This window comes from Streptomyces sp. NPDC031554 (assembly GCF_055580685.1).
In genome coordinates this window covers 1,045,780-1,065,818 of record NZ_JBVIKX010000001.1, presented here as the reverse complement: position 1 = coordinate 1,065,818, position 20,039 = coordinate 1,045,780, and the positions used below count along the sequence as shown (strand labels likewise).

At 69.4% G+C, this 20,039-nt stretch carries 20 protein-coding genes; 17 read left to right on the top strand and 3 right to left on the bottom strand.

The features are described 5' to 3' along the window. The first annotated feature begins 170 nt into the window (after positions 1 to 170). Positions 171 to 653: a DUF1707 and DUF4190 domain-containing protein gene (locus ACZ5FU_RS04720; RefSeq protein WP_451777813.1), complete on the top strand. Its 483-nt coding sequence runs from the start codon at positions 171 to 173 to the stop codon at positions 651 to 653. Positions 654 to 713: 60 nt separating this feature from the next. Here ACZ5FU_RS04720 and ACZ5FU_RS04715 read toward each other — a convergent pair whose 3' ends face one another. Continuing rightward, positions 714 to 2,009: a hypothetical protein gene (locus tag ACZ5FU_RS04715; RefSeq protein ID WP_451527002.1), complete on the bottom strand. Its 1,296-nt coding sequence runs from the start codon at positions 2,007 to 2,009 to the stop codon at positions 714 to 716. Between the two features lie 123 nt (positions 2,010 to 2,132). Here ACZ5FU_RS04715 and ACZ5FU_RS04710 point away from each other — a divergent pair, with 123 nt between their 5' ends. The 6 genes from ACZ5FU_RS04710 to ACZ5FU_RS04685 all read left to right on the top strand — a co-directional run bounded on the left by ACZ5FU_RS04710 (position 2,133) and on the right by ACZ5FU_RS04685 (position 9,283). Continuing rightward, on the top strand, positions 2,133 to 3,308 hold the full coding sequence (locus ACZ5FU_RS04710) for a glycosyltransferase family 2 protein (protein ID WP_451777731.1): 1,176 nt from the start codon (positions 2,133 to 2,135) through the stop codon (positions 3,306 to 3,308). A 254-nt stretch (positions 3,309 to 3,562) separates the two neighbouring features. Then, a complete protein-coding gene (gene rpsL, locus ACZ5FU_RS04705; protein WP_003948652.1) occupies positions 3,563 to 3,934 on the top strand; it encodes a 30S ribosomal protein S12 in 372 nt (123 codons plus the stop codon). A 3-nt stretch (positions 3,935 to 3,937) separates the two neighbouring features. Then, positions 3,938 to 4,408 carry a 30S ribosomal protein S7 gene (gene rpsG / locus ACZ5FU_RS04700; protein ID WP_030345396.1) on the top strand — a complete coding sequence of 157 codons (471 nt, stop codon included), beginning with the start codon at positions 3,938 to 3,940 and terminating at the stop codon, positions 4,406 to 4,408. Positions 4,409 to 4,447: 39 nt separating this feature from the next. Further along, positions 4,448 to 6,574: an elongation factor G gene (gene fusA / locus ACZ5FU_RS04695; RefSeq protein ID WP_451527000.1), complete on the top strand. Its 2,127-nt coding sequence runs from the start codon at positions 4,448 to 4,450 to the stop codon at positions 6,572 to 6,574. Between the two features lie 155 nt (positions 6,575 to 6,729). Continuing rightward, complete coding sequence (tuf, locus tag ACZ5FU_RS04690) at positions 6,730 to 7,923, top strand: elongation factor Tu (protein ID WP_363089027.1); 1,194 nt, start codon at positions 6,730 to 6,732, stop codon at positions 7,921 to 7,923. A 208-nt stretch (positions 7,924 to 8,131) separates the two neighbouring features. After that, complete coding sequence (locus ACZ5FU_RS04685; protein WP_469044419.1) at positions 8,132 to 9,283, top strand: acyltransferase family protein; 1,152 nt, start codon at positions 8,132 to 8,134, stop codon at positions 9,281 to 9,283. Positions 9,284 to 9,398: 115 nt separating this feature from the next. Here ACZ5FU_RS04685 and ACZ5FU_RS04680 read toward each other — a convergent pair whose 3' ends face one another. Further along, positions 9,399 to 9,704, bottom strand: a complete 306-nt coding sequence (locus tag ACZ5FU_RS04680; protein WP_451777737.1) for a hypothetical protein — start codon at positions 9,702 to 9,704, stop codon at positions 9,399 to 9,401. 225 nt (positions 9,705 to 9,929) lie between these two features. Here ACZ5FU_RS04680 and ACZ5FU_RS04675 point away from each other — a divergent pair, with 225 nt between their 5' ends. The 3 genes from ACZ5FU_RS04675 to ACZ5FU_RS04665 all read left to right on the top strand — a co-directional run bounded on the left by ACZ5FU_RS04675 (position 9,930) and on the right by ACZ5FU_RS04665 (position 12,775). Continuing rightward, the gene (locus ACZ5FU_RS04675; RefSeq protein ID WP_451526997.1) at positions 9,930 to 10,361 is read left to right on the top strand and encodes a hypothetical protein; all 432 of its coding nucleotides are present in this window, start codon (positions 9,930 to 9,932) and stop codon (positions 10,359 to 10,361) included. 18 nt (positions 10,362 to 10,379) lie between these two features. Continuing rightward, entirely contained in the window at positions 10,380 to 12,176 is a 1,797-nt protein-coding gene (locus ACZ5FU_RS04670; protein ID WP_469044417.1) for an alpha/beta hydrolase, read from the top strand. A 134-nt stretch (positions 12,177 to 12,310) separates the two neighbouring features. Then, positions 12,311 to 12,775 carry a hypothetical protein gene (locus ACZ5FU_RS04665; RefSeq protein ID WP_469044415.1) on the top strand — a complete coding sequence of 155 codons (465 nt, stop codon included), beginning with the start codon at positions 12,311 to 12,313 and terminating at the stop codon, positions 12,773 to 12,775. Between the two features lie 82 nt (positions 12,776 to 12,857). Here the strand turns inward: ACZ5FU_RS04665 and ACZ5FU_RS04660 are convergent, their stop codons facing one another. Then, positions 12,858 to 13,718, bottom strand: a complete 861-nt coding sequence (locus ACZ5FU_RS04660) for a hypothetical protein (protein WP_451777741.1) — start codon at positions 13,716 to 13,718, stop codon at positions 12,858 to 12,860. Between the two features lie 813 nt (positions 13,719 to 14,531). Between ACZ5FU_RS04660 and gdhA the strand changes: the two genes are divergently transcribed. From gdhA to rplB, 7 genes are all read left to right on the top strand, one after another. Then, entirely contained in the window at positions 14,532 to 15,887 is a 1,356-nt protein-coding gene (gdhA, locus tag ACZ5FU_RS04655) for an NADP-specific glutamate dehydrogenase (RefSeq protein ID WP_451526993.1), read from the top strand. A gap of 329 nt (positions 15,888 to 16,216) precedes the next feature. Next, complete coding sequence (locus ACZ5FU_RS04650) at positions 16,217 to 16,552, top strand: cupin domain-containing protein (protein ID WP_451526992.1); 336 nt, start codon at positions 16,217 to 16,219, stop codon at positions 16,550 to 16,552. A 540-nt stretch (positions 16,553 to 17,092) separates the two neighbouring features. Beyond that, positions 17,093 to 17,401 (top strand): 30S ribosomal protein S10, encoded by a 309-nt coding sequence (gene rpsJ, locus ACZ5FU_RS04645; protein ID WP_003948644.1) that lies wholly within the window; start codon positions 17,093 to 17,095, stop codon positions 17,399 to 17,401. Between the two features lie 16 nt (positions 17,402 to 17,417). Continuing rightward, the gene (rplC, locus tag ACZ5FU_RS04640; RefSeq protein ID WP_073491919.1) at positions 17,418 to 18,062 is read left to right on the top strand and encodes a 50S ribosomal protein L3; all 645 of its coding nucleotides are present in this window, start codon (positions 17,418 to 17,420) and stop codon (positions 18,060 to 18,062) included. Positions 18,063 to 18,070: 8 nt separating this feature from the next. After that, entirely contained in the window at positions 18,071 to 18,730 is a 660-nt protein-coding gene (rplD, locus tag ACZ5FU_RS04635) for a 50S ribosomal protein L4 (RefSeq protein WP_382785971.1), read from the top strand. Beyond that, positions 18,730 to 19,149: a 50S ribosomal protein L23 gene (gene rplW / locus ACZ5FU_RS04630; RefSeq protein WP_451526991.1), complete on the top strand. Its 420-nt coding sequence runs from the start codon at positions 18,730 to 18,732 to the stop codon at positions 19,147 to 19,149. The genes rplD and rplW overlap by 1 nt, the downstream gene beginning before the upstream one ends. A gap of 49 nt (positions 19,150 to 19,198) precedes the next feature. Further along, the gene (gene rplB, locus ACZ5FU_RS04625) at positions 19,199 to 20,035 is read left to right on the top strand and encodes a 50S ribosomal protein L2 (protein ID WP_366059593.1); all 837 of its coding nucleotides are present in this window, start codon (positions 19,199 to 19,201) and stop codon (positions 20,033 to 20,035) included. The last annotated feature ends 4 nt before the right edge of the window (positions 20,036 to 20,039 follow it).

The window sequence follows — 20,039 nt, the reverse complement described above, 5'->3', positions numbered from 1 at the left end:
CCTCTCCGTCCCCGTCCCGTCACGGGACGAGGTGCGAGGGGTGAGCGGGGGAACCATCGCGGTCCGCCGAGCGTAGGAGAATGATGGGAGGCAGTTCACGCCGAGCGGGGGAGGTGTCCGTGTCGTATCCGTCGCCATGGCAGCCGTGGCAGGGCCAGAGCGGTCCGCCGATGCTGGCCGCCCACGCGGACCGCGAGCGCACGGTCGACGTGCTCAGAGCGGGTTTCGCCGAGGGCCGTCTCCAGCAGGTGGAGTTCGAGCGCCGGGTGGCGCGGGCGTACGAGGCCCGCACGGTCGGTGAGCTGTCCCTGATCGTCGCCGACCTGCCGCAGGGGCCCGTCGCCGTACAGCCGGCCGTCCCGCGGCCGCACGGCTACCCGGTGCAGGTCCCGCGGACCTTCCTGCCCGCCCCGCCGCCGACGAACGGCAAGGCGGTCGGCTCCATGGTCTGCGGCGTCCTCACCACGATGACGATGGGCCTCACCGGCATCCCCGCGGTGATCCTCGGGCACTCGGCCAGAGCCGAGATCCGCCGCACCGGCGAGGGCGGTGACGGCTTCGCCATGGCCGGCCTGGTCCTGGGCTGGCTGTCGGTGGCGGGCTGGGCGGTCTTCCTGGCCGTCCTGTTCCTGGCGGCGGTCGCGTCGAACTGAGACCGGATCGCGGCGCGGTGCGGGGCGGTGCACCGCGGGGCGCCGGTCCGGCGGTGTCCGTCAGGGGATGCCCAGCTCGAACATGACGTAGTGGGCGTACCAGCCCGATGCGACGGCGGCCGTGGTGAAGAAGACCGCCAGACTCGGCCACTTCAGGCGGCCCAGCGCCGCCGCGGGGGCCAGGAGCAGCGGGAAGCAGGGCAGCAGGTAACGCGGTGTGTTGCCGAACATCTGCTGGGTGCCGAGCACGGTCACCACGCTGGCCAGCGTGTACGCGACGAGCACCAGCGGCGGCTTCTTCCGCAGCATCAGCGCGATCAGGAACGGCAGTGCCAGCACCACCTGGACGGCTATCAGGTCGGGGACGGCGAAGGCGAACAGGTAGTCGTGCCGGCCGACGGCCGTGTCGCCCAGCACGTCGAGGGTGTAGGCGCCGAAGTCGAAGTAGTGAGCCCAGCCCTCGCGCTGGAGCGTGAAGTACGCCGTCAGGTCGCCCATGCTCAGCCCGACCCAGGCGACGTAGGTGAGCAGGCCGAGCGGCGCGGCGACCATCGCGTACACCGGTCCCGCCACCCCGTGCTCGCGTCTGCCCTCGCGCCGGGCGAGGGTGACCAGCGCGGCGAGCCCGACCGCGCCGATGAGCGCGGCGGAGGTGGGCCGGTTCAGTCCGGCGACGAAGGCGAGGAGTCCGGCCGTGAGCCACCGGCCCTTCATCACGGCGTAGCAGCACCAGGCGGCGACGGCCACGAACAGGGACTCCGAGTACACCGCCCACTCGACGCCGGCACCCGGTACGACCGCCCACAGCCCGGCGGCGAGGGTGCCGGCCCGCGCCCCCGCGAGCGCGGCGACGACGGCGTAGATCCCGGCGGCGGCGACGAAGGACGCGAGCACCGAGACGAGGATCCCGGACCCGAACAGGCCGAGCCCGGTGATCTCGGAGACCCCGCGGATCAGCCCCGGGTACAGCGGGAAGAAGGCGACGGAGTTCTGCTCGACCGTGAACAGGCCGCCCGGGGCGAGAGGGGTCAGGGGCCGCGGGTCGTAACCCTTCTCGGCGACCTGGAGGTACCACCAGCCGTCCCAGGTGGCGAGCACGTCCCACCAGTGGGCGCCGCCGCCGAAGCGGGGCTGCTTCTCCCGGTAGTCGCCGGCGGCCTCCAGCAGGAGTGCGAAGACGGTCAGCCCGACCAGCTTCGTGACGCCGTACAGGAGCAGCGGGGCACGGTACGGTCGTAGACCATCCGGCAGCGCGAGCCGGCGCGGCACCCGCGGCCGCCGCCACCGCCCGTCCGGTTCGTCGGGCTCTTCGGGCATCGCGGAGTCCGCCGCCGCGTCGCTGCGGGCCGTGCTCATGACTGGGGTCCCCCCTCGGACGGGCCGGGGCCGGCCGCGCGACCGCTGTCCGGATGAACGTGAAGTGTGGTCATAAGATCGCAACAGCGTCGCACATGCGCGGCACAGCTTGGGGGAGGACGGGTGCCTGAAGCGCCGGACACCACGGCGGCGGCGACCGTCTTGTCGGTCGTCATACCCATGTACAACGAGGAAGAGGTCCTTCCCGCACTGGTCGGCAGGCTGCGCCCGGTCCTGGCCGGGATGGGCGTCGGCTACGAGGTCGTCGCCGTCGACGACGGCAGTACCGACCGTACCGCCGAGCTGCTCGCCGCGTTCCGCCTCGGCTGGCCCGAGCTGCGGGTGATCGGCCTGCGCCGCAACTCCGGTCACCAGGCGGCCCTCACCGCCGGCCTGGACCGCGCCCACGGCGCGTACGTGGTGAGCCTCGACGCCGACCTGCAGGACCCGCCCGAGAAGATCCCCGACATGCTGGCGCTGGCCCGCGCCGAGGGCCTCGACATCGTCTACGGCATCCGGGCCGACCGGGCCAGCGACACCGGCTTCAAACGGTGGACCGCCGGCCTGTACTACCGGCTCGTCCGCCGGCTGGCCGGCCCTTCCGTGCCCGCCCAGGCCGGTGACTTCCGGCTGCTCAGCCGGGCCGCCGTCGACGCCCTCAAAGCGCTGCCGGACCAGCAGCGCGTCTACCGCCTCCTGGTGCCCTGGCTCGGCTTCCCGAGCGGTGAGGTCGCTTACGAGCGCGCCCCGCGGCCCGCGGGCCGCAGCAAATACCCCCTGGGCCGGATGATCCGCCTCGCGATCGACAGCGTCACCGGCTTCTCGGCGGCCCCGCTGCGCATCGCCACCTGGCTCGGTGGCTTCGCCTTCCTGGTCTGCCTGGCCCTGATGGTCTACACGCTCGGCGCCCACGCCCTGCGGCACACCGTCCCCGGCTGGACCTCCCTGTTCACCGGCGTGCTGTTCATCGGCGCGGTCCAGCTGATCTGCGTCGGCCTGCTCGGTGAGTACGTGGGGCGCATCTACACGGCCGTGCAGAACCGTCCGACGTACTTCGTCGGCCACGACACGGCGCACGGGGCGGCGGGCGCCCGCGCCGCGGTGCCCGTGCCCGTGCCTGCACCCGCGCCCGTGCCTGCACCCGTGTCCGAGGCCACGCCCGTGCCTGCACCCGTGTCCGAGTCCGCGCCCGCGTCCGGTGCCGGGCAGGGCGCGGACGTCGGCGCGGCGGCCGTGCCGTCGCCCGCCGCGCAGGCCGGAAACCCGCTACCACAGGGGCCGTCGGGGGCGCGGACGTGACGCCGGTGTGTCGGCGGCGCTGCTTCTGTTTTGACCGGAGTGACTGCGCTGGGTACGCTCAGACCTTGTGCCTGGGGTGTGCCCTGGCCTTCGTGCGTGCCTTCAACCGCACAGAGGCCTAAGGAGCGGCCACCGCGATCTGTGCCTCTTCCCGCTTCGCGGCGGGGGTCCGCCGGATTCGACACACCCGACCGCGTGGGTCGGCGAAGTTCCAGGTTAGCTGTACACATCGGCACACAGAAACCGGAGAAGTAGTGCCTACGATCCAGCAGCTGGTCCGTAAGGGCCGGCAGGACAAGGTCGAAAAGAACAAGACGCCCGCACTCGAGGGTTCTCCTCAGCGTCGCGGCGTCTGCACGCGTGTGTTCACGACCACCCCGAAGAAGCCGAACTCGGCCCTGCGTAAGGTCGCGCGTGTGCGTCTGACCAGCGGGATCGAGGTCACCGCTTACATTCCGGGTGAGGGACACAACCTGCAGGAGCACTCCATCGTGCTCGTGCGTGGTGGCCGTGTGAAGGACCTGCCGGGTGTTCGCTACAAGATCATTCGCGGTTCCCTCGACACCCAGGGTGTCAAGAACCGCAAGCAGGCCCGCAGCCGCTACGGCGCCAAGAAGGAGAAGTAAGACATGCCTCGTAAGGGCCCTGCCCCGAAGCGCCCGGTCATCATCGACCCGGTCTACGGTTCTCCTCTTGTCACGTCGCTCATCAACAAGGTGCTGCTGAACGGCAAGCGCTCCACCGCCGAGCGCATCGTCTACGGCGCCATGGAGGGCCTGCGCGAGAAGACCGGCAACGACCCGGTCATCACGCTGAAGCGCGCTCTCGAGAACATCAAGCCGACCCTCGAGGTCAAGTCCCGCCGTGTCGGTGGCGCGACCTACCAGGTCCCGGTCGAGGTCAAGCCCGGCCGCGCGAGCACCCTGGCGCTGCGCTGGCTCGTCGGCTACTCCCGCGCCCGCCGCGAGAAGACCATGACCGAGCGTCTGCTCAACGAGCTTCTCGACGCCTCCAACGGCCTCGGTGCGGCCGTGAAGAAGCGCGAGGACACCCACAAGATGGCCGAGTCCAACAAGGCCTTCGCGCACTACCGCTGGTAGTCGCTACCCACATCGAGACCGAGAGAAGACTGAAGCCTTATGGCTACCACTTCACTTGACCTGGCCAAGGTCCGCAACATCGGGATCATGGCCCACATCGACGCGGGCAAGACGACCACCACCGAGCGGATCCTGTTCTACACCGGTGTGTCCTACAAGATCGGTGAGGTCCACGACGGCGCTGCCACCATGGACTGGATGGAGCAGGAGCAGGAGCGTGGCATCACGATCACCTCTGCTGCCACCACCTGTCACTGGCCGCTCGCCGACGTCGACCACACCATCAACATCATCGACACCCCGGGCCACGTCGACTTCACCGTCGAGGTGGAGCGTTCGCTCCGCGTGCTCGACGGTGCCGTGACGGTGTTCGACGGCGTCGCGGGTGTCGAACCCCAGTCCGAGACCGTGTGGCGTCAGGCGGACCGCTACGGCGTCCCGCGCATCTGCTTCGTCAACAAGCTCGACCGGACCGGTGCCGAGTTCCACCGCTGTGTCGACATGATCAGCAACCGCCTGGGTGCGACGCCGATCGTGATGCAGCTCCCGATCGGTGCCGAGGCCGACTTCAAGGGCGTCGTCGACCTGGTCACGATGAAGGCCTTCGTGTGGTCCGCCGAGGCGGAGAAGGGCGAGATGTACGACATCGTCGACATCCCGGCCACCCACACCGAGGCTGCCGAGGAGTACCGCGGCAAGCTCGTCGAGACCGTCGCCGAGAACGACGACGAGATCATGGAGCTGTACCTGGAGGGCCAGGAGCCTTCCGTGGAGCAGCTGTACGCCGCGATCCGTCGCATCACCATCGCGTCCGGCAAGTCCGACGGCGTCACGGTCACCCCCGTGTTCTGCGGTACCGCGTTCAAGAACAAGGGCGTCCAGCCCCTGCTCGACGCGGTCGTGCGCTACCTCCCCTCCCCCCTGGACGTCGAGGCCATCGAGGGCCACGACGTCAAGGACCCGGAGCAGGTCGTCAAGCGCAAGCCGTCCGAGGACGAGCCGCTGTCCGCCCTCGCGTTCAAGATCATGAGCGACCCGCACCTGGGCAAGCTCACCTTCGTCCGGGTCTACTCGGGCCGCCTGGTGTCCGGCACCGCCGTGCTGAACTCCGTCAAGGGCAAGAAGGAGCGCATCGGCAAGATCTACCGCATGCACGCGAACAAGCGTGAGGAGATCGAGTCGGTCGGCGCCGGCGACATCGTCGCCGTCATGGGTCTGAAGCAGACCACGACCGGCGAGACGCTGTGCGACGACAAGGCGCCGGTCATCCTGGAGTCCATGGACTTCCCGGCCCCGGTCATCCAGGTCGCCATCGAGCCCAAGTCCAAGGGTGACCAGGAGAAGCTGGGTGTCGCCATCCAGCGTCTCGCGGAGGAGGACCCCTCCTTCCAGGTTCACTCGGACGAGGAGACCGGCCAGACCATCATCGGTGGCATGGGCGAGCTGCACCTCGAGGTGCTGGTCGACCGCATGCGCCGTGAGTTCAAGGTCGAGGCCAACGTCGGCAAGCCGCAGGTCGCGTACCGCGAGACCATCCGCAAGACGGTCGACCGGCTCGACTACACGCACAAGAAGCAGACCGGTGGTACCGGTCAGTTCGCCAAGGTGCAGATCGCGATCGAGCCGATCGAGGGCGGCGACGCCTCGTACGAGTTCGTGAACAAGGTGACCGGTGGCCGCATCCCGAAGGAGTACATCCCTTCGGTGGACGCCGGTGCGCAGGAGGCCATGCAGTTCGGCATCCTCGCCGGTTACGAGATGACCGGCGTGCGCGTCATCCTGCTCGACGGTGGCTACCACGAGGTGGACTCCTCCGAGCTCGCCTTCAAGATCGCCGGTTCGCAGGCGTTCAAGGAGGCCGCGCGCAAGGCCGGCCCCGTGCTGCTCGAGCCGATGATGGCCGTCGAGGTCACCACGCCCGAGGACTACATGGGTGAGGTCATCGGCGACATCAACTCCCGCCGTGGCCAGATCCAGGCCATGGAGGAGCGTGCCGGCGCCCGCGTGGTGAAGGGCCTCGTGCCCCTCTCGGAGATGTTCGGCTACGTCGGAGACCTCCGCAGCAAGACCTCGGGTCGCGCAAGCTACTCGATGCAGTTCGACTCCTACGCCGAGGTTCCGCGGAACGTCGCCGAGGAGATCATCGCGAAGGCCAAGGGCGAGTAACGCACTCCGTGCGCACGCCGTAGGCTTGACTCCGGAGCCTCTTGGGGCGAACGGCCGTATTCCCGGCCTTTCGCCCCTGGGCCCGGGCATTCCAGCAAAGATCACCTGGCGCCGATGAAGTAAGGCGTACCAGAACCACTCCCAGGAGGACCCCAGTGGCGAAGGCGAAGTTCGAGCGGACTAAGCCGCACGTCAACATCGGCACCATCGGTCACATCGACCACGGTAAGACGACCCTCACGGCCGCCATTACCAAGGTGCTGCACGACAAGTACCCGGACCTGAACGAGGCCTCGGCCTTCGACCAGATCGACAAGGCTCCCGAAGAGCGCCAGCGCGGTATCACCATCTCCATCGCGCACGTCGAGTACCAGACGGAGACGCGTCACTACGCGCACGTCGACTGCCCGGGTCACGCGGACTACATCAAGAACATGATCACCGGTGCTGCCCAGATGGACGGCGCCATCCTCGTGGTCGCCGCCACCGACGGCCCGATGCCGCAGACCAAGGAGCACGTGCTCCTGGCCCGCCAGGTCGGCGTTCCGTACATCGTCGTCGCCCTGAACAAGGCCGACATGGTGGACGACGAGGAGATCCTGGAGCTCGTCGAGCTCGAGGTCCGTGAGCTCCTCTCCGAGTACGAGTTCCCGGGCGACGACCTGCCGGTCGTCAAGGTGTCCGCTCTCAAGGCGCTCGAGGGCGACCCGGAGTGGGCCCAGACCGTCCTCGACCTGATGCAGGCCGTCGACGAGTCCATCCCGGAGCCCGAGCGTGACGTCGACAAGCCGTTCCTCATGCCGATCGAGGACGTCTTCACGATCACCGGTCGCGGTACGGTCGTCACCGGCCGTATCGAGCGTGGTGTCCTGAAGGTCAACGAGACCGTCGACATCATCGGCATCAAGACCGAGAAGACCACCACCACGGTCACCGGCATCGAGATGTTCCGCAAGCTGCTCGACGAGGGCCAGGCCGGTGAGAACGTCGGTCTGCTGCTCCGCGGCATCAAGCGCGAGGACGTCGAGCGCGGCCAGGTCATCATCAAGCCGGGTTCGGTCACCCCGCACACCGAGTTCGAGGCGCAGGCGTACATCCTGTCCAAGGACGAGGGCGGCCGTCACACGCCGTTCTTCAACAACTACCGCCCGCAGTTCTACTTCCGTACCACGGACGTGACCGGCGTCGTGACCCTCCCCGAGGGCACCGAGATGGTCATGCCGGGCGACAACACCGAAATGAAGGTGGAGCTGATCCAGCCCATCGCCATGGAGGAGGGCCTGAAGTTCGCCATCCGTGAGGGTGGTCGGACCGTGGGCGCCGGCCAGGTCACCAAGATCAACAAGTAAGTCTTGTTGTTCGACCTGGTTGCTCCAGCCTGAGCTGAGCACCTGAGAGGGCCCGTACGACTCCGGTCGTACGGGCCCTTTCGCGTGCCCGCGAGGTGCCGGGGACGCCGCGTGTGCGACAGATGAACCATGGACAAACGTTCGGCTGTGGGACCTGTGGGGCGGCTGTCCCGGCCGTAGCCTGACTCGTCGGACCCCCCCGACGAGGATGACTGGCTTGGCTCTCACCCGCGGCGCGCAGCCGCTTCCCCCGCTCGCCGTGCTGCCGCCGACCGACGCCCCGCGCGCCCGCGACCGACGCCCCCGCCTCTACGCCGTGGACGGCATCCGGCTGCTGGCCGCCCTGATGGTCGCGCTCCACCACTACGCGGGCACCTACCGGGTGGACCGGCCCGACAACCCGATCTGGGGGCGCCCGGTCTCCGAGATCATGCCGACGGTGTTCCACGTGGCGTCCTACGGCTGGATCGGCGTGGAGATCTTCTTCGTCATCAGCGGCTTCGTGATCTGCATGTCCTGCTGGGGCCGGACGCCCCGCCAGTTCTTCGTCTCCCGCGTCATCAGGCTGTACCCGGCGTACTGGTTCGCGGTGCTGTTCACGACGGGCGTGCTGGCGGCGGTGCCGGGCGTCTGGGAGCGGCTGCGCGCCCGGGACGTGCTGCTGAACCTGACGATGCTCCAGTCCGGCTCCGGCGTGCGGAACGTGGACGGCGTGTACTGGACGCTCTGGTCGGAGCTGCGCTTCTACCTGCTGTTCCTGCTGGTCGTCGCGACCGGCCTGACGTACCGCAAGGTCGTCCTGTTCTGCTGCGTGTGGGGCGCGGCCGCCATGCTCGCCCCGGTGTCCGGCCTGCCCCTGCTGAAACTGCTGGCCAACCCCGAGGGCGCCTGGTACTTCATCGCCGGCCTCGCCCTCTACCTCATGCACCGCTTCGGCCAGGACCTGCTCCTGTGGGGAATCCTCGGCACGGCCTGGCTGATGGGGCAGCGGGAGCTGGGGATGCGCGTCGACGAGGTCGAACACGTGTCGAGCTGGCGGGGCGCGGTGCTGATCTTCACCCTGTTCCTGCTGCTGATGGTGGCGGTGGCACTCGGCCACACCGACCGCGTCCGGTGGCGCTGGCTGGTGACGGCGGGAAGCCTGACGTACCCCCTCTACCTCATGCACTACGCGGCCGGTACGGCGGTCATCAGCCGCCTGCACGGCGAGCTGGACGCCCGGCTCCTGGTGGCGGCGGTACTGGCGGGCTTCCTGCTGCTGAGCTGGGCGGTGCACCGGTTCGTGGAGCGGCCGCTGGCGGGGGCGGTGAAGCGGGGGCTGGAGACGGCGTTCGCCCGGGCGCGGAGCGGCGTGGGATAGGTCGGCCGGCGCGGCTTGCCGACCGACGCGACTGGTCGGCTGGTCGGACCCACCCCCTGTCCGGCCTCCCCGCCCGCTTCGCCCTCTCTGCCCTCTCCGTCTCGCCGTCTCGGCGTCAGGCGGAGAACATCACGGCGAGCAGCACCAGGAGCCCCACCGGGAACACCGTGATCGCCAGCGCGGCGCAGGCCGCCAGGACGCGCGGCGTGCGCATCGAACGGCGGTGGGGCAGCGCCCAGGCCACGGCGAAGAGCGCCAGGGCCGTGTGGAGCATGCCGCCGTACTGCTCCATGCCGGCCTGGGCGAGCACCATGGCGTACTCGAGCGAGAGAAGCGGCACGCCGGGCACGGAGACGATGAGGGGCGCCTTCCACCAGGTCCTGTGGGGGACGCGGGACGGCCGTGGGTCCTTCGCTGTCATGGACCCCACTCCAGCAGCGACGGTGGCACGGGGACATCGGGGCGGATACTCACACGCGCCGTCGGTCGTCTGAGTACGGGGAGGCCGGAGCCGCGCGGACCGCGTGACGGTGGCCTCCTGCCCTGCCGGGGCGGCGCGCTACGGTACATGTCGATCAGGACCACGGGGACGTGTGTTGTCGCGTGGTGCGTGTGCAGTGATGACGGGGACAACGGGGAGACGCGCATGGCGTGGGAAGAGTGGGAGCAGCTCAAGAGCGCGGCGGCCGAGCAGCACGGGACGCAGATGCAGCTGAACCATGTGCCGCTGGATCCGGGCGGGAGCGGCACGCTGGTGTCGAACAAGCCGGCCTGGTCCAAGGCGGGTCGTGACGTCGGTTCGCTCCGTGACGACATCGGCAAGGCCATGGGGAAACTGACGGACGGGCAGCAGGGGCTGGGCGAGGACGCCGGCTGCCTGACGGCCGCGGCGCAGAAGGACGTCCACACGTCCTGGGAGGCATACGTCAAGAAGGTGAGCGGGCGCTGCGGGAAGCTCTCCGGGCTGCTGGAGAAGGCGGGCAACGACCAGCTGAAGACCGATGAGTCGATCGAGGCCGAGATCGGCAACCTGAAGGTGGAGTACGGGGACACGCCCGCTGTCGGCGGCAAGGGCTGAGGGAGGTAACGGGACGTCATGGACCTCGCAACGCTCAAGGCCCTCAAGCCCACCGAGTACTCGGAGGCGGCCGACGGGTACCGCACCACCTCGGACATGGCGAGCGCGGCCAAGGACCGCGTCGAGAACCAGATCGTCGTGGCCATGAGGAACTCGCTGAAGGGCGAGGCGGCGACGGCGGCGATCGGGCAACTGGGGGAGCTCGGCAAGAACTTCCACTACATTCAGGTCGAGTGCGGTCTGGTGAGTGCCGCACTGGAGGCGTTCTCCTGGGAGATGGCGGCCGCCAAGTCCAAGCTCGACGCGGCTCTCGAGGGCGCGCGGGCCGCGAAGCTGACGGTGAACGCCGACGGCTCCATCACCTATCCGGCCGGCGGGGAGAAGGACGCCGACGGCAAGGTTCCCGACGGCGGCACGGTGAGCGGCCTGACGGACGGCACGGCCGCGGCGATCGGCCGGCAGTCGGCCAACTTCGACCCCAATCCGAACCACCGTCTCGCCCAGGACTACGCCGACCAGATAGCCGCGGCGCTCAAGGAGGCGACGGAGGCCGACGGGAAGTGGGCGCCGAAGCTGCGCGCGCTGAAGGCCGACGACGACCTGACCGTCTCCGACGGCGACTGGTCCGACGCGGCCTCGGACACGAGCGGCGTGAAGGACGCGGGCAAGAAGTACCTCGACTCCCTGCCCCAGCCGCCGGGGGACGGCCTCCCGGCGAGCAACGCGGAGTGGTGGAAGGGCCTCGACGCGGAGCAGCAGGCGGCATGGATCTCCCTGCGCCCCGACACCGTGGGCGCGCTGGACGGACTGCCGGCCACGGTCCGGGACGAGGCGAACCGCATCGTGTTCGACGAGACGCGCGGCAAGATGCAGACCGAGCTGAACTCGATCCCCAAACCACCGCTCAACGAGTGGACCTGGATCACCGCGGGGGGCTACCCGTCCAAGGTCCACACCGACGAGTGGATGGACTGGCACCGGCAGTACGGGGACCGGTACGAGCAGGTGACGAAATCCCTCAAGGGCATGCAGGCCATCCAGAACCGGTTCGACGCGACAGGAACCGGCGGGCTGCCGGAGGCGTACCTGCTGGGGTTCAGCGCCGACAAGGACGGCCGTGCGATCGTCGCCAACGGAAACCCGGACACCGCGGATCACCGGGCGGTCTACGTTCCCGGAACGACGGCGGAACTGGGAAAGGTCGGCGGCGACATCAACCGGATGACCGACCTGTGGCGCGTGGCCGACACCGAGGCGCACGGCCAGTCGGTCTCCACGATCACCTGGCTCGGCTACGACGCACCGGACGACGTCGTCAAGGACGCGCCGTTCGAACACTACGCGTACGACGGCGCTCCCGCGTTCCGCTCCTTCATGGACGGGCTGGACGCGTCCCGTTCCGGTGATTCCGCGGGACACACCACCGTGATCGCGCACTCGTACGGCACCACCCTCGTCGGTGCCGCGGCCGAGACGGGGCACCTCAAGGCCGACGACCTCGTTTTCGCCGGCAGCCCCGGCGTCAAGGTGTCCGGCGCCGACGAACTGGACGTCCCCAAGGGGCACGTGTGGAACGAGGAGGCCGACGGAGACGCGGTTCCCGACATCGGCCGCTGGGGCCACGGCGGCGACGGCTTCGTCATTCCCAGCGATCCGAGCTTCGGCGCCAACCAGATGACCACGGACACCGAGGGGCACAGCGGGTACTGGGACACGGGCTCGGACAGCCTGCGCAACCAGGCGCTCGTCATGGTCGGGAAGGGGGACGACGTCCAGCTGAAGCCGCCCCCGGACCCCTGGGCGCACGTGAAGTAGGAAGCACGGTCCGCCCGACCAGGAGACCGGCCCGTGGCCCGGATCGAACAAGCGAGGCCCTCAACGTGAAACTGAAGACGGGCGCGATCGCCCTCACCCTGCCCATCGCCCTTGCGACCCTGACCGGATGCAGCATGACTGACAGCAAGAGTTCCGACGACATTCCGTCCTCCGGTGTCAGCACATCGAGGGATGCGGCCAAGGACGCCCAGGAGGTGTCCAGCGAGCTGTACAACCTGATCGGGATCAAAGGAAAGGCTTCCGACACGGGTCCGGGGGTCAAGGAGTGCGGAAAGAAGGATCCGGACAAGTACTTCCAGATCTTCCACTCCTGGTCCTTCACCCCGGCTTCCTCCGAGCAGCTCGAGGGATCCATGGAGCGGCTGAAGGACGAACTGGCCAAGAACGGCTGGGAGATCGTCGACTACGGACCTGACAACAGCCGGAACAAGAACCTCGGTCTCACGGCCGACAACGACGCCAAGAAGTTCAGCGTCGACATCAGCCACCGGGCCAAGGACGATCCGCCGAACCTCAACTTCTTCGTCATGTCCGGTTGTTACCAGGTTCCGGACGGCCAGGAGATCGAACAGTTCTGAGAAGAACGGCTCGGCGCGGCGTGCCCCCGGCCCCGGCTGACGCCGTCGGGCCGGAGCCGGGGGAGGTGCGGGGGCCGGCCCGTCACTCGTCCTCGAAGATCTCCTCGGCCGCCGGGGCCGTGACGGCGCGGGTGAGCCAGCGGCGGAGGAGTTCGGGGTCGGTGCAGCCCATGACGCGCCCGCGGACGTCCTCGGAGACGTCGAGGCCACGCTGTTCCAGGATGACGAGGATGTCCTCGGCGCGACTCTGGGCCCGGATCTCTTCCGAGATGTACGACGTGTAGAAGGAAAGGTCCACGGCCACCAGGTTCCTCCAGAGATGCTTGGCCGGGCGGTTGCCCAGGCCCTGTGCGGTGAATTCGACGATGGGGTCCGCGATGTCCTCGGGTACGTCCCGCAACGCTGTGGACAGGGCCTTCAGTATCACATCCACGACCGGATCGGCCGCGTGCGTGATGGCCGCCAGGCTGGCCAGGACCAGGTCGGCGCGGGCTTCCTCCGGGTCGGTGATCACCGGCATGTTGTGCGGGCCGGCGACCAGGGGGCGCAGGGTGAGGGTGGGCAGCTGGGGAGGCCCGCTGCTCACCGCCTGCCCGGCCCACCTGGCGGTGGCGTGGTCCTGGCAGACGACCAGGAGAGCCGTGGGCAGCCGGTACTTCGTCCACAGGTACGCGGCGTAGTACGCCCAGCTCGCGGGCTTGTCCGGGTCCTTCTTGCCCTGCGCCTCGACGGCCAGGAGGAAGGGCCCCTGTTCCGCGGTCTCGAAGCGCAGGAGCGTGTCCACGCGGCGCTCGACGGGACTCGCCTCCGTGAGGTCGGTCGGCAGAGCCGTCGCCTTCACGGGGATGGGGACGTCGACTCCCAGGAAGCGGGAGAGGCGGCTGAACAGTCCGGGGTCGTGCTGGAAGATGCGGTGCATCGCCTCGTGAGGCGGACTGACCATGGGTTTCCTTCGTCGGTTCAGGAGCGGGCGACGGCTGCCCGGCGGTCCCGGCAGCGGTCGTCGGGGCCGGGGGAGCGGATGCCGCGGTCGCAGCCCTCGCAGCGGGGCAGAGGGCACCGGACGGGCGGAGTTCGTCCGGGGCGCCGCGGACCGGGCCGGCAGGCGCGCGGTGAGGCGGTGCGCGGACTCGGCCGTGCAGAGGTCCGCCGGCTTCCCCGGGAGGGGCGTTTGCGCTGAGCGTAGGGGAGCCGGGAACCCGGAAATCCGGTCGAACCGATGATGTTCACCCACCCGAGTGAATGCGGGCCTCGGGCGGGAAGAGCGGGTCAGAGGGCGGCCTGGTACCGGGGCTGCGCCGGGACGTCCGGGGAGCCGGCCGTCGGCTCACGTACCGCGCGGCCCGTGTCGCCGCCTCGCCGCCTCGTCGGCGCGCGTGGCCGTCGGTCGGGCGGCCCCGCGGGCACGAGCGGCCGGCACGTGCGCGGTGTCAAGGAGCCGGGGCGGCCCGGTGACGACGGACGAGTGGTCGACGTGCATCGGGTTCATGCCGGGACCCTGGAAGCGTGACGGCACCGGGTCCCGCATACGCCTGACGGGACATCGGGCAAATAAGGACGTCAGGCCTATTTCGGGCGACCTGTTCTCACATGGTGGCGTGTGGGCCGCGGGGCGCCGGTCGTCGTGTTACACACGGGTAACACCGAAGTTTCCCGCGCGCGGCAAAGGCGCCGAGCGCCACCCCCTCACCGAACGGATCGGGCCGGATCATCGGCTGCCCGGTCTCCGGTGGCGGCCGTGCCAGAAAGGGCTCCCGTGACGACGCGACCCGAGACCACCTCGCTCGAACACCTGCATGCCGAGATCGTGCGCCGCAACCCGGCGGAACCCGAGTTCCACCAGGCCGCGCGCGAGGTGCTGGACAGTCTCGGCCCGGCGCTCGCGGCCCGCTCCGAGTACCGGGACCCGGGACTCGTCGAGCGGCTGATCGAGCCGGAGCGACAGGTCATCTTCCGCGTGCCGTGGACGGACGACAACGGCCGGGTGCACGTCAACCGGGGCTTCCGGATCGAATACAACAGCGCCCTCGGCCCGTACAAGGGCGGTCTGCGCTTCCACCCCTCGGTGAACCTCGGCATCATCAAGTTCCTCGGCTTCGAACAGATCTTCAAGAACGCGCTGACCGGGCTCGGCATCGGCGGCGGCAAGGGCGGCAGCGACTTCGACCCGCAGGGCCGCAGCGACGCCGAGGTCATGCGGTTCTGCCAGTCCTTCATGACCGAGCTGTACCGGCACATCGGCGAGTACACCGACATCCCGGCCGGTGACATCGGAGTTGGCACCCGTGAGATCGGTTACCTGTTCGGCCAGTACCGGCGGATCACCAACCGCTGGGAGGGCGGCGTGCTGACCGGCAAGAGCGCCGGCTGGGGCGGCTCGCTGATCCGGCCCGAGGCGACCGGATACGGCAACGTGCTGTTCGCGGAGGCCATGCTGCGCGCACGCGGCGAGGACCTGGAGGGGCAGACGGCGGTCGTCTCCGGCTCCGGGAACGTCGCGATCCACACCATCCAGAAGCTGGCCGCCCTCGGGGCCCACCCCGTCACCTGCTCCGACTCCGGCGGCTACGTCGTCGACGACAAGGGCATCGACCTGGAGCTGCTGCGCCAGGTCAAGGAGGTCGAGCGCGGCCGGGTGAGCACGTACGCCGAGCGGCGCGGCGGCTCCGCGCGGTTCGTGCCCGGCGGGCGGGTCTGGGAGGTCCCGGCCGACGTCGCGCTGCCGTCCGCCACGCAGAACGAGCTGAACGCCGACGACGCGGCCGTCCTCGTCCGCAACGGCGTGAAGGCGGTCTCCGAGGGCGCGAACATGCCGACCACGCCGGAGGCCGTGCAGTTGTTCCAGCGGGCCGGCGTCGCCTTCGGCCCCGGCAAGGCGGCCAACGCGGGCGGGGTCGCGGTGAGCGCGCTGGAGATGACGCAGAACGCGTCGCGCACGTCGTGGAAGGCCGACCAGGTCGAGGACGAGCTGGCCAGGATCATGACCGACATCCACACCACCTGCGCCGAGACCGCCGAGCGCTACGGCGCCCCCGGCGACTACGTGGCGGGCGCGAACATCGCCGGCTTCGAACGGGTGGCGGACGCGATGCTGGCCCAGGGCGTCATCTGACGCACCCGCATCACGCGTGACGCGCCGTGCATCACGCGTCACGGTGTCAGGCCGTCAGGCCGTCAGGGCTCCGCGCGGCCGACCGGCCGGGCAGGGCGGCCGGGCAGGGCGGGCGGGAACGCCGGGCGAGGGCAGTACGTCCACCGGCTCCCGGCCGGCCCCGGCGGGCGTTCTTCGGCAGGTACGTCCCGAGCGGCCGAGGAACGCCCCGCGCCCGTCGCTTCCGGGGAGCGCGTCCGGTGACGGCGGGGGGCCGCGCCCCACCCGGCTCCTCCGACTGCCCCACACGGCCCTGGCGGCCGTCCGCCCGTCCGGGAAGACTCGCTGTCATGCAGACGAAGCTCTCCCTCGACGCACTCACCCGCGAACAGCTCGAACGCGCCGCCGCCTCCTCCACCGGCCGCAGCGCGAGCACCGTCTACGGCGGCCACGAGCACAGCCTGCGCCAGACCCTCCTCGCGCTGACCGCCGGCACCTCCCTCGCCGACCACGAGAGCCCCGGCGAGGCGACGCTGCTGGTGCTGCGCGGACGGGTCCGGCTCACCAGCGGCGACACCGTGTGGGAGGGCCGCGACGGCGACCTCCTCGTCGTCCCGCGGGCCCGCCACGGGCTGGAGGCGACGGAGGACTCCGCGGTCCTCCTCACGGTCGCCACGCAGGGCTGACGGGCTCGCACGGGCGCCGTCACCGTCCACAACCACGTGCCGTACGGCCGCGGCCGTGAGCACTCCGCCCCCGAGCACCCCGGCAGCCGCAGGCGGCCGACCGCCCGGAAACGAGGGCCGACCGTGTTTGACCTACGTCACTCCGGGGGTAATCTGTTCGGCCCGATTGGCCAGGCCCCCGCCCCATATGGCAGACTGTCCGAGTTGCTCGGCCGAGTGTTGATGCTGCGCGCCTCCCGCCGGGAGGACCGGAAGCGAGTCCCACAGTACTCGTCGCCCCAACTGCCTCACGGCAGCGCTGGGGCGGACGTACGGGAATCTTCCGGGAAGCGTGGGTGCGACACCGGCCAGGCACCCGGTGGGTCTTCCGCCCCCGGTCTGCGGTTCCGGTAGGGCCGTGTGCATTCCCCGCAGGGATGTTCGAACACTGGGACATCCGTGTCAGCGGGAGCGCGACACGCCCGACCGCGTGGGTCGGAGGAAACGGTACGGGGCCCACCAGGTCCAGAGCGTGAGAAGAGACAGGACTACTGAGTAGCCATGGCGGGACAGAAGATCCGCATCCGGCTCAAGGCCTACGACCACGAGGTCATCGACAGCTCGGCGAAGAAGATCGTCGAGACGGTGACGCGTACTGGTGCGTCGGTCGCGGGCCCGGTGCCGCTGCCCACTGAGAAGAACGTGTACTGCGTCATCAAGTCGCCGCACAAGTACAAGGACTCGCGCGAGCACTTCGAGATGCGCACGCACAAGCGCCTGATCGACATCCTCGACCCGACCCCCAAGACCGTTGACTCTCTGATGCGACTCGACCTCCCGGCCGGTGTCGACATCGAGATCAAGCTCTGAGGCCGGTGATCTGAAGATGACCAAGCAGATCAAGGGCATCCTGGGCGAGAAGCTCGGCATGACGCAGGTGTGGGACGAGAACAACCGTGTTGTTCCGGTCACCGTCGTCAAGGCCGGCCCCAACGTCGTCACCCAGGTCCGTACGAACGACGCCGACGGCTACGAGTCGGTGCAGATCGCCTTCGGCGAGATCGACCCGCGCAAGGTGAACAAGCCCCTCAAGGGCCACTTCGCCAAGGCCGACGTCACTCCCCGCCGCCACCTCGTCGAGATCCGTACCGCTGACGCCAGCGAGTACACCCTCGGCCAGGAGATCACCGCCGAGGTGTTCGAGGCCGGCATCAAGGTCGACGTGACCGGCAAGAGCAAGGGCAAGGGCTTCGCCGGTGTCATGAAGCGTCACAACTTCAAGGGCCTCGGCGCCGGACACGGCACCCAGCGCAAGCACCGCTCCCCCGGTTCCATCGGTGGCTGCGCCACCCCGGGCCGCGTGTTCAAGGGCCTCCGCATGGCGGGTCGCATGGGCAACGAGCGGGTCACCACCCAGAACCTGACCGTCCACGCCGTTGACGCGGAGAAGGGTCTGCTGCTCATCAAGGGCGCGGTTCCCGGTCCGAACGGCGGCCTCGTCCTGGTCCGCACCGCGGCCAAGGGGGCCTGAGGTAACCGATGAGCACTGTTGACATCCTTTCGCCTGCCGGCGAGAAGACCGGTAGCGTCGAGCTCCCCGCGGAGATCTTCGGCGTGGAGAAGGTCAGCATCCCGCTGATCCACCAGGTCGTCGTCGCGCAGAACGCCGCTGCCCGTCAGGGCACGCACAAGACCAAGCGTCGCGGCGAAGTCCGCGGTGGCGGCAAGAAGCCGTACCGCCAGAAGGGCACCGGCCGCGCCCGTCAGGGCTCGACCCGCGCGCCGCAGTTCGCCGGTGGTGGCGTCGTGCACGGTCCCGTGCCGCGTGACTACTCGCAGCGGACCCCGAAGAAGATGAAGGCCGCGGCCCTGCGCCACGCCCTCACCGACCGGGCCCGCCACAACCGCATCCACGTCGTCACCGGCGTGATCGAGGGCGACACCCCGTCCACGAAGTCCGCCCGGACGCTGTTCGGCAAGATCTCGGAGCGCAAGAACCTGCTCCTGGTCGTCGACCGCGCCGACGAGGCCGCGTGGCTGTCCGCCCGCAACCTGCCCCAGGTGCACATCCTGGAGCCGGGCCAGCTGAACACGTACGACGTGATCGTCTCGGACGACGTGGTCTTCACCCAGGCCGCTCTTGAGTCCTTCGTGTCCGGCCCGAACAAGGCCAACGACACCGAAGGGAGTGACGCCTGATGGCTACGCGTCACCCGAGCATCGCCTCCAAGGCGGCCAAGGCCGCCAAGGCCGCGCGCGTCGCCAAGGCGAAGCGCCACGAGGCCGAGGGCAAGAACACCGTCGTCACCCCGGTCAGCAAGTCGTTCACGGACCACCGTGACGTGCTGCTGAAGCCGGTCGTGTCGGAGAAGAGCTACGCGCTGCTCGACGAGGGCAAGTACACCTTCATCGTCGCGCCCGGAGCCAACAAGACCCAGATCAAGCAGGCCGTCCAGGCGGTCTTCTCGGTCAAGGTCACCGGGGTCAACACGATCAACCGCCAGGGCAAGCGCAAGCGCACCAAGACCGGTTTCGGTCAGCGCGCTTCCACCAAGCGGGCGATCGTGACCCTCGCCGAGGGCGACCGTATCGACATCTTCGGCGGTCCGACCGCGTAAGCGGGTCGGAGCGTCCAGATAATCGGAAACTTCCGAGGACTGAGAGACAATGGGTATCCGCAAGTACAAGCCGACTACGCCGGGCCGTCGTGGCTCCAGCGTCGCCGACTTCGTCGAGGTCACGCGGTCCACGCCGGAGAAGTCGCTGGTCCGCCCGCTGCACAGCAAGGGCGGCCGTAACAACGCCGGTCGTGTGACCGTTCGCCACCAGGGTGGCGGACACAAGCGCGCCTACCGAGTGATCGACTTCCGTCGTCACGACAAGGACGGCGTGCCGGCGAAGGTCGCGCACATCGAGTACGACCCCAACCGCACCGCGCGCATCGCGCTGCTGCACTACGCGGACGGCGAGAAGCGCTACATCCTCGCCCCGCGCAACCTGCAGCAGGGTGACCGCGTCGAGAACGGTGCCGGGGCCGACATCAAGCCGGGCAACAACCTGGCGCTCCGCAACATCCCGGTCGGTACCACGATCCACGCGATCGAGATCCGTCCCGGTGGCGGCGCCAAGTTCGCCCGCTCCGCCGGTGCCTCCGTGCAGCTGCTCGCGAAGGAGGGCACCATGGCCCACCTCCGCATGCCGTCCGGTGAGATCCGCCTGGTCGACCAGCGCTGCCGCGCCACGGTCGGCGAGGTCGGCAACGCCGAGCAGAGCAACATCAACTGGGGCAAGGCCGGCCGCAAGCGCTGGCTGGGCGTCCGCCCGACCGTTCGTGGTGTGGCGATGAACCCGGTCGACCACCCCCACGGTGGTGGTGAGGGCAAGACCTCCGGTGGTCGCCACCCGGTCAGCCCCTGGGGTCAGAAGGAGGGTCGTACTCGTTCGCCGAAGAAGGCTTCGAACAAGTACATCGTCCGCCGCCGCAAGACGAACAAGAAGCGCTAGGAGC

Excerpts from the sequence above, each read along its gene's own strand:
- ACZ5FU_RS04720 (WP_451777813.1), top strand. The coding sequence starts at position 171 with ATGCTGGCCGCCCACGCGGACCGCGAGCGCACGGTCGACGTGCTCAGA.
- ACZ5FU_RS04715 (WP_451527002.1), bottom strand. The coding sequence starts at position 2,009 with ATGAGCACGGCCCGCAGCGACGCGGCGGCGGACTCCGCGATGCCCGAA.
- rpsG (WP_030345396.1), top strand. The coding sequence starts at position 3,938 with ATGCCTCGTAAGGGCCCTGCCCCGAAGCGCCCGGTCATCATCGACCCG.
- fusA (WP_451527000.1), top strand. The coding sequence starts at position 4,448 with ATGGCTACCACTTCACTTGACCTGGCCAAGGTCCGCAACATCGGGATC.
- ACZ5FU_RS04685 (WP_469044419.1), top strand. The coding sequence starts at position 8,132 with ATGACTGGCTTGGCTCTCACCCGCGGCGCGCAGCCGCTTCCCCCGCTC.
- ACZ5FU_RS04680 (WP_451777737.1), bottom strand. The coding sequence starts at position 9,704 with ATGACAGCGAAGGACCCACGGCCGTCCCGCGTCCCCCACAGGACCTGG.
- ACZ5FU_RS04675 (WP_451526997.1), top strand. The coding sequence starts at position 9,930 with ATGGCGTGGGAAGAGTGGGAGCAGCTCAAGAGCGCGGCGGCCGAGCAG.
- ACZ5FU_RS04670 (WP_469044417.1), top strand. The coding sequence starts at position 10,380 with ATGGACCTCGCAACGCTCAAGGCCCTCAAGCCCACCGAGTACTCGGAG.
- ACZ5FU_RS04665 (WP_469044415.1), top strand. The coding sequence starts at position 12,311 with ATGACTGACAGCAAGAGTTCCGACGACATTCCGTCCTCCGGTGTCAGC.
- ACZ5FU_RS04660 (WP_451777741.1), bottom strand. The coding sequence starts at position 13,718 with ATGGTCAGTCCGCCTCACGAGGCGATGCACCGCATCTTCCAGCACGAC.
- ACZ5FU_RS04650 (WP_451526992.1), top strand. The coding sequence starts at position 16,217 with ATGCAGACGAAGCTCTCCCTCGACGCACTCACCCGCGAACAGCTCGAA.
- rpsJ (WP_003948644.1), top strand. The coding sequence starts at position 17,093 with ATGGCGGGACAGAAGATCCGCATCCGGCTCAAGGCCTACGACCACGAG.
- rplC (WP_073491919.1), top strand. The coding sequence starts at position 17,418 with ATGACCAAGCAGATCAAGGGCATCCTGGGCGAGAAGCTCGGCATGACG.
- rplD (WP_382785971.1), top strand. The coding sequence starts at position 18,071 with ATGAGCACTGTTGACATCCTTTCGCCTGCCGGCGAGAAGACCGGTAGC.
- rplW (WP_451526991.1), top strand. The coding sequence starts at position 18,730 with ATGGCTACGCGTCACCCGAGCATCGCCTCCAAGGCGGCCAAGGCCGCC.
- rplB (WP_366059593.1), top strand. The coding sequence starts at position 19,199 with ATGGGTATCCGCAAGTACAAGCCGACTACGCCGGGCCGTCGTGGCTCC.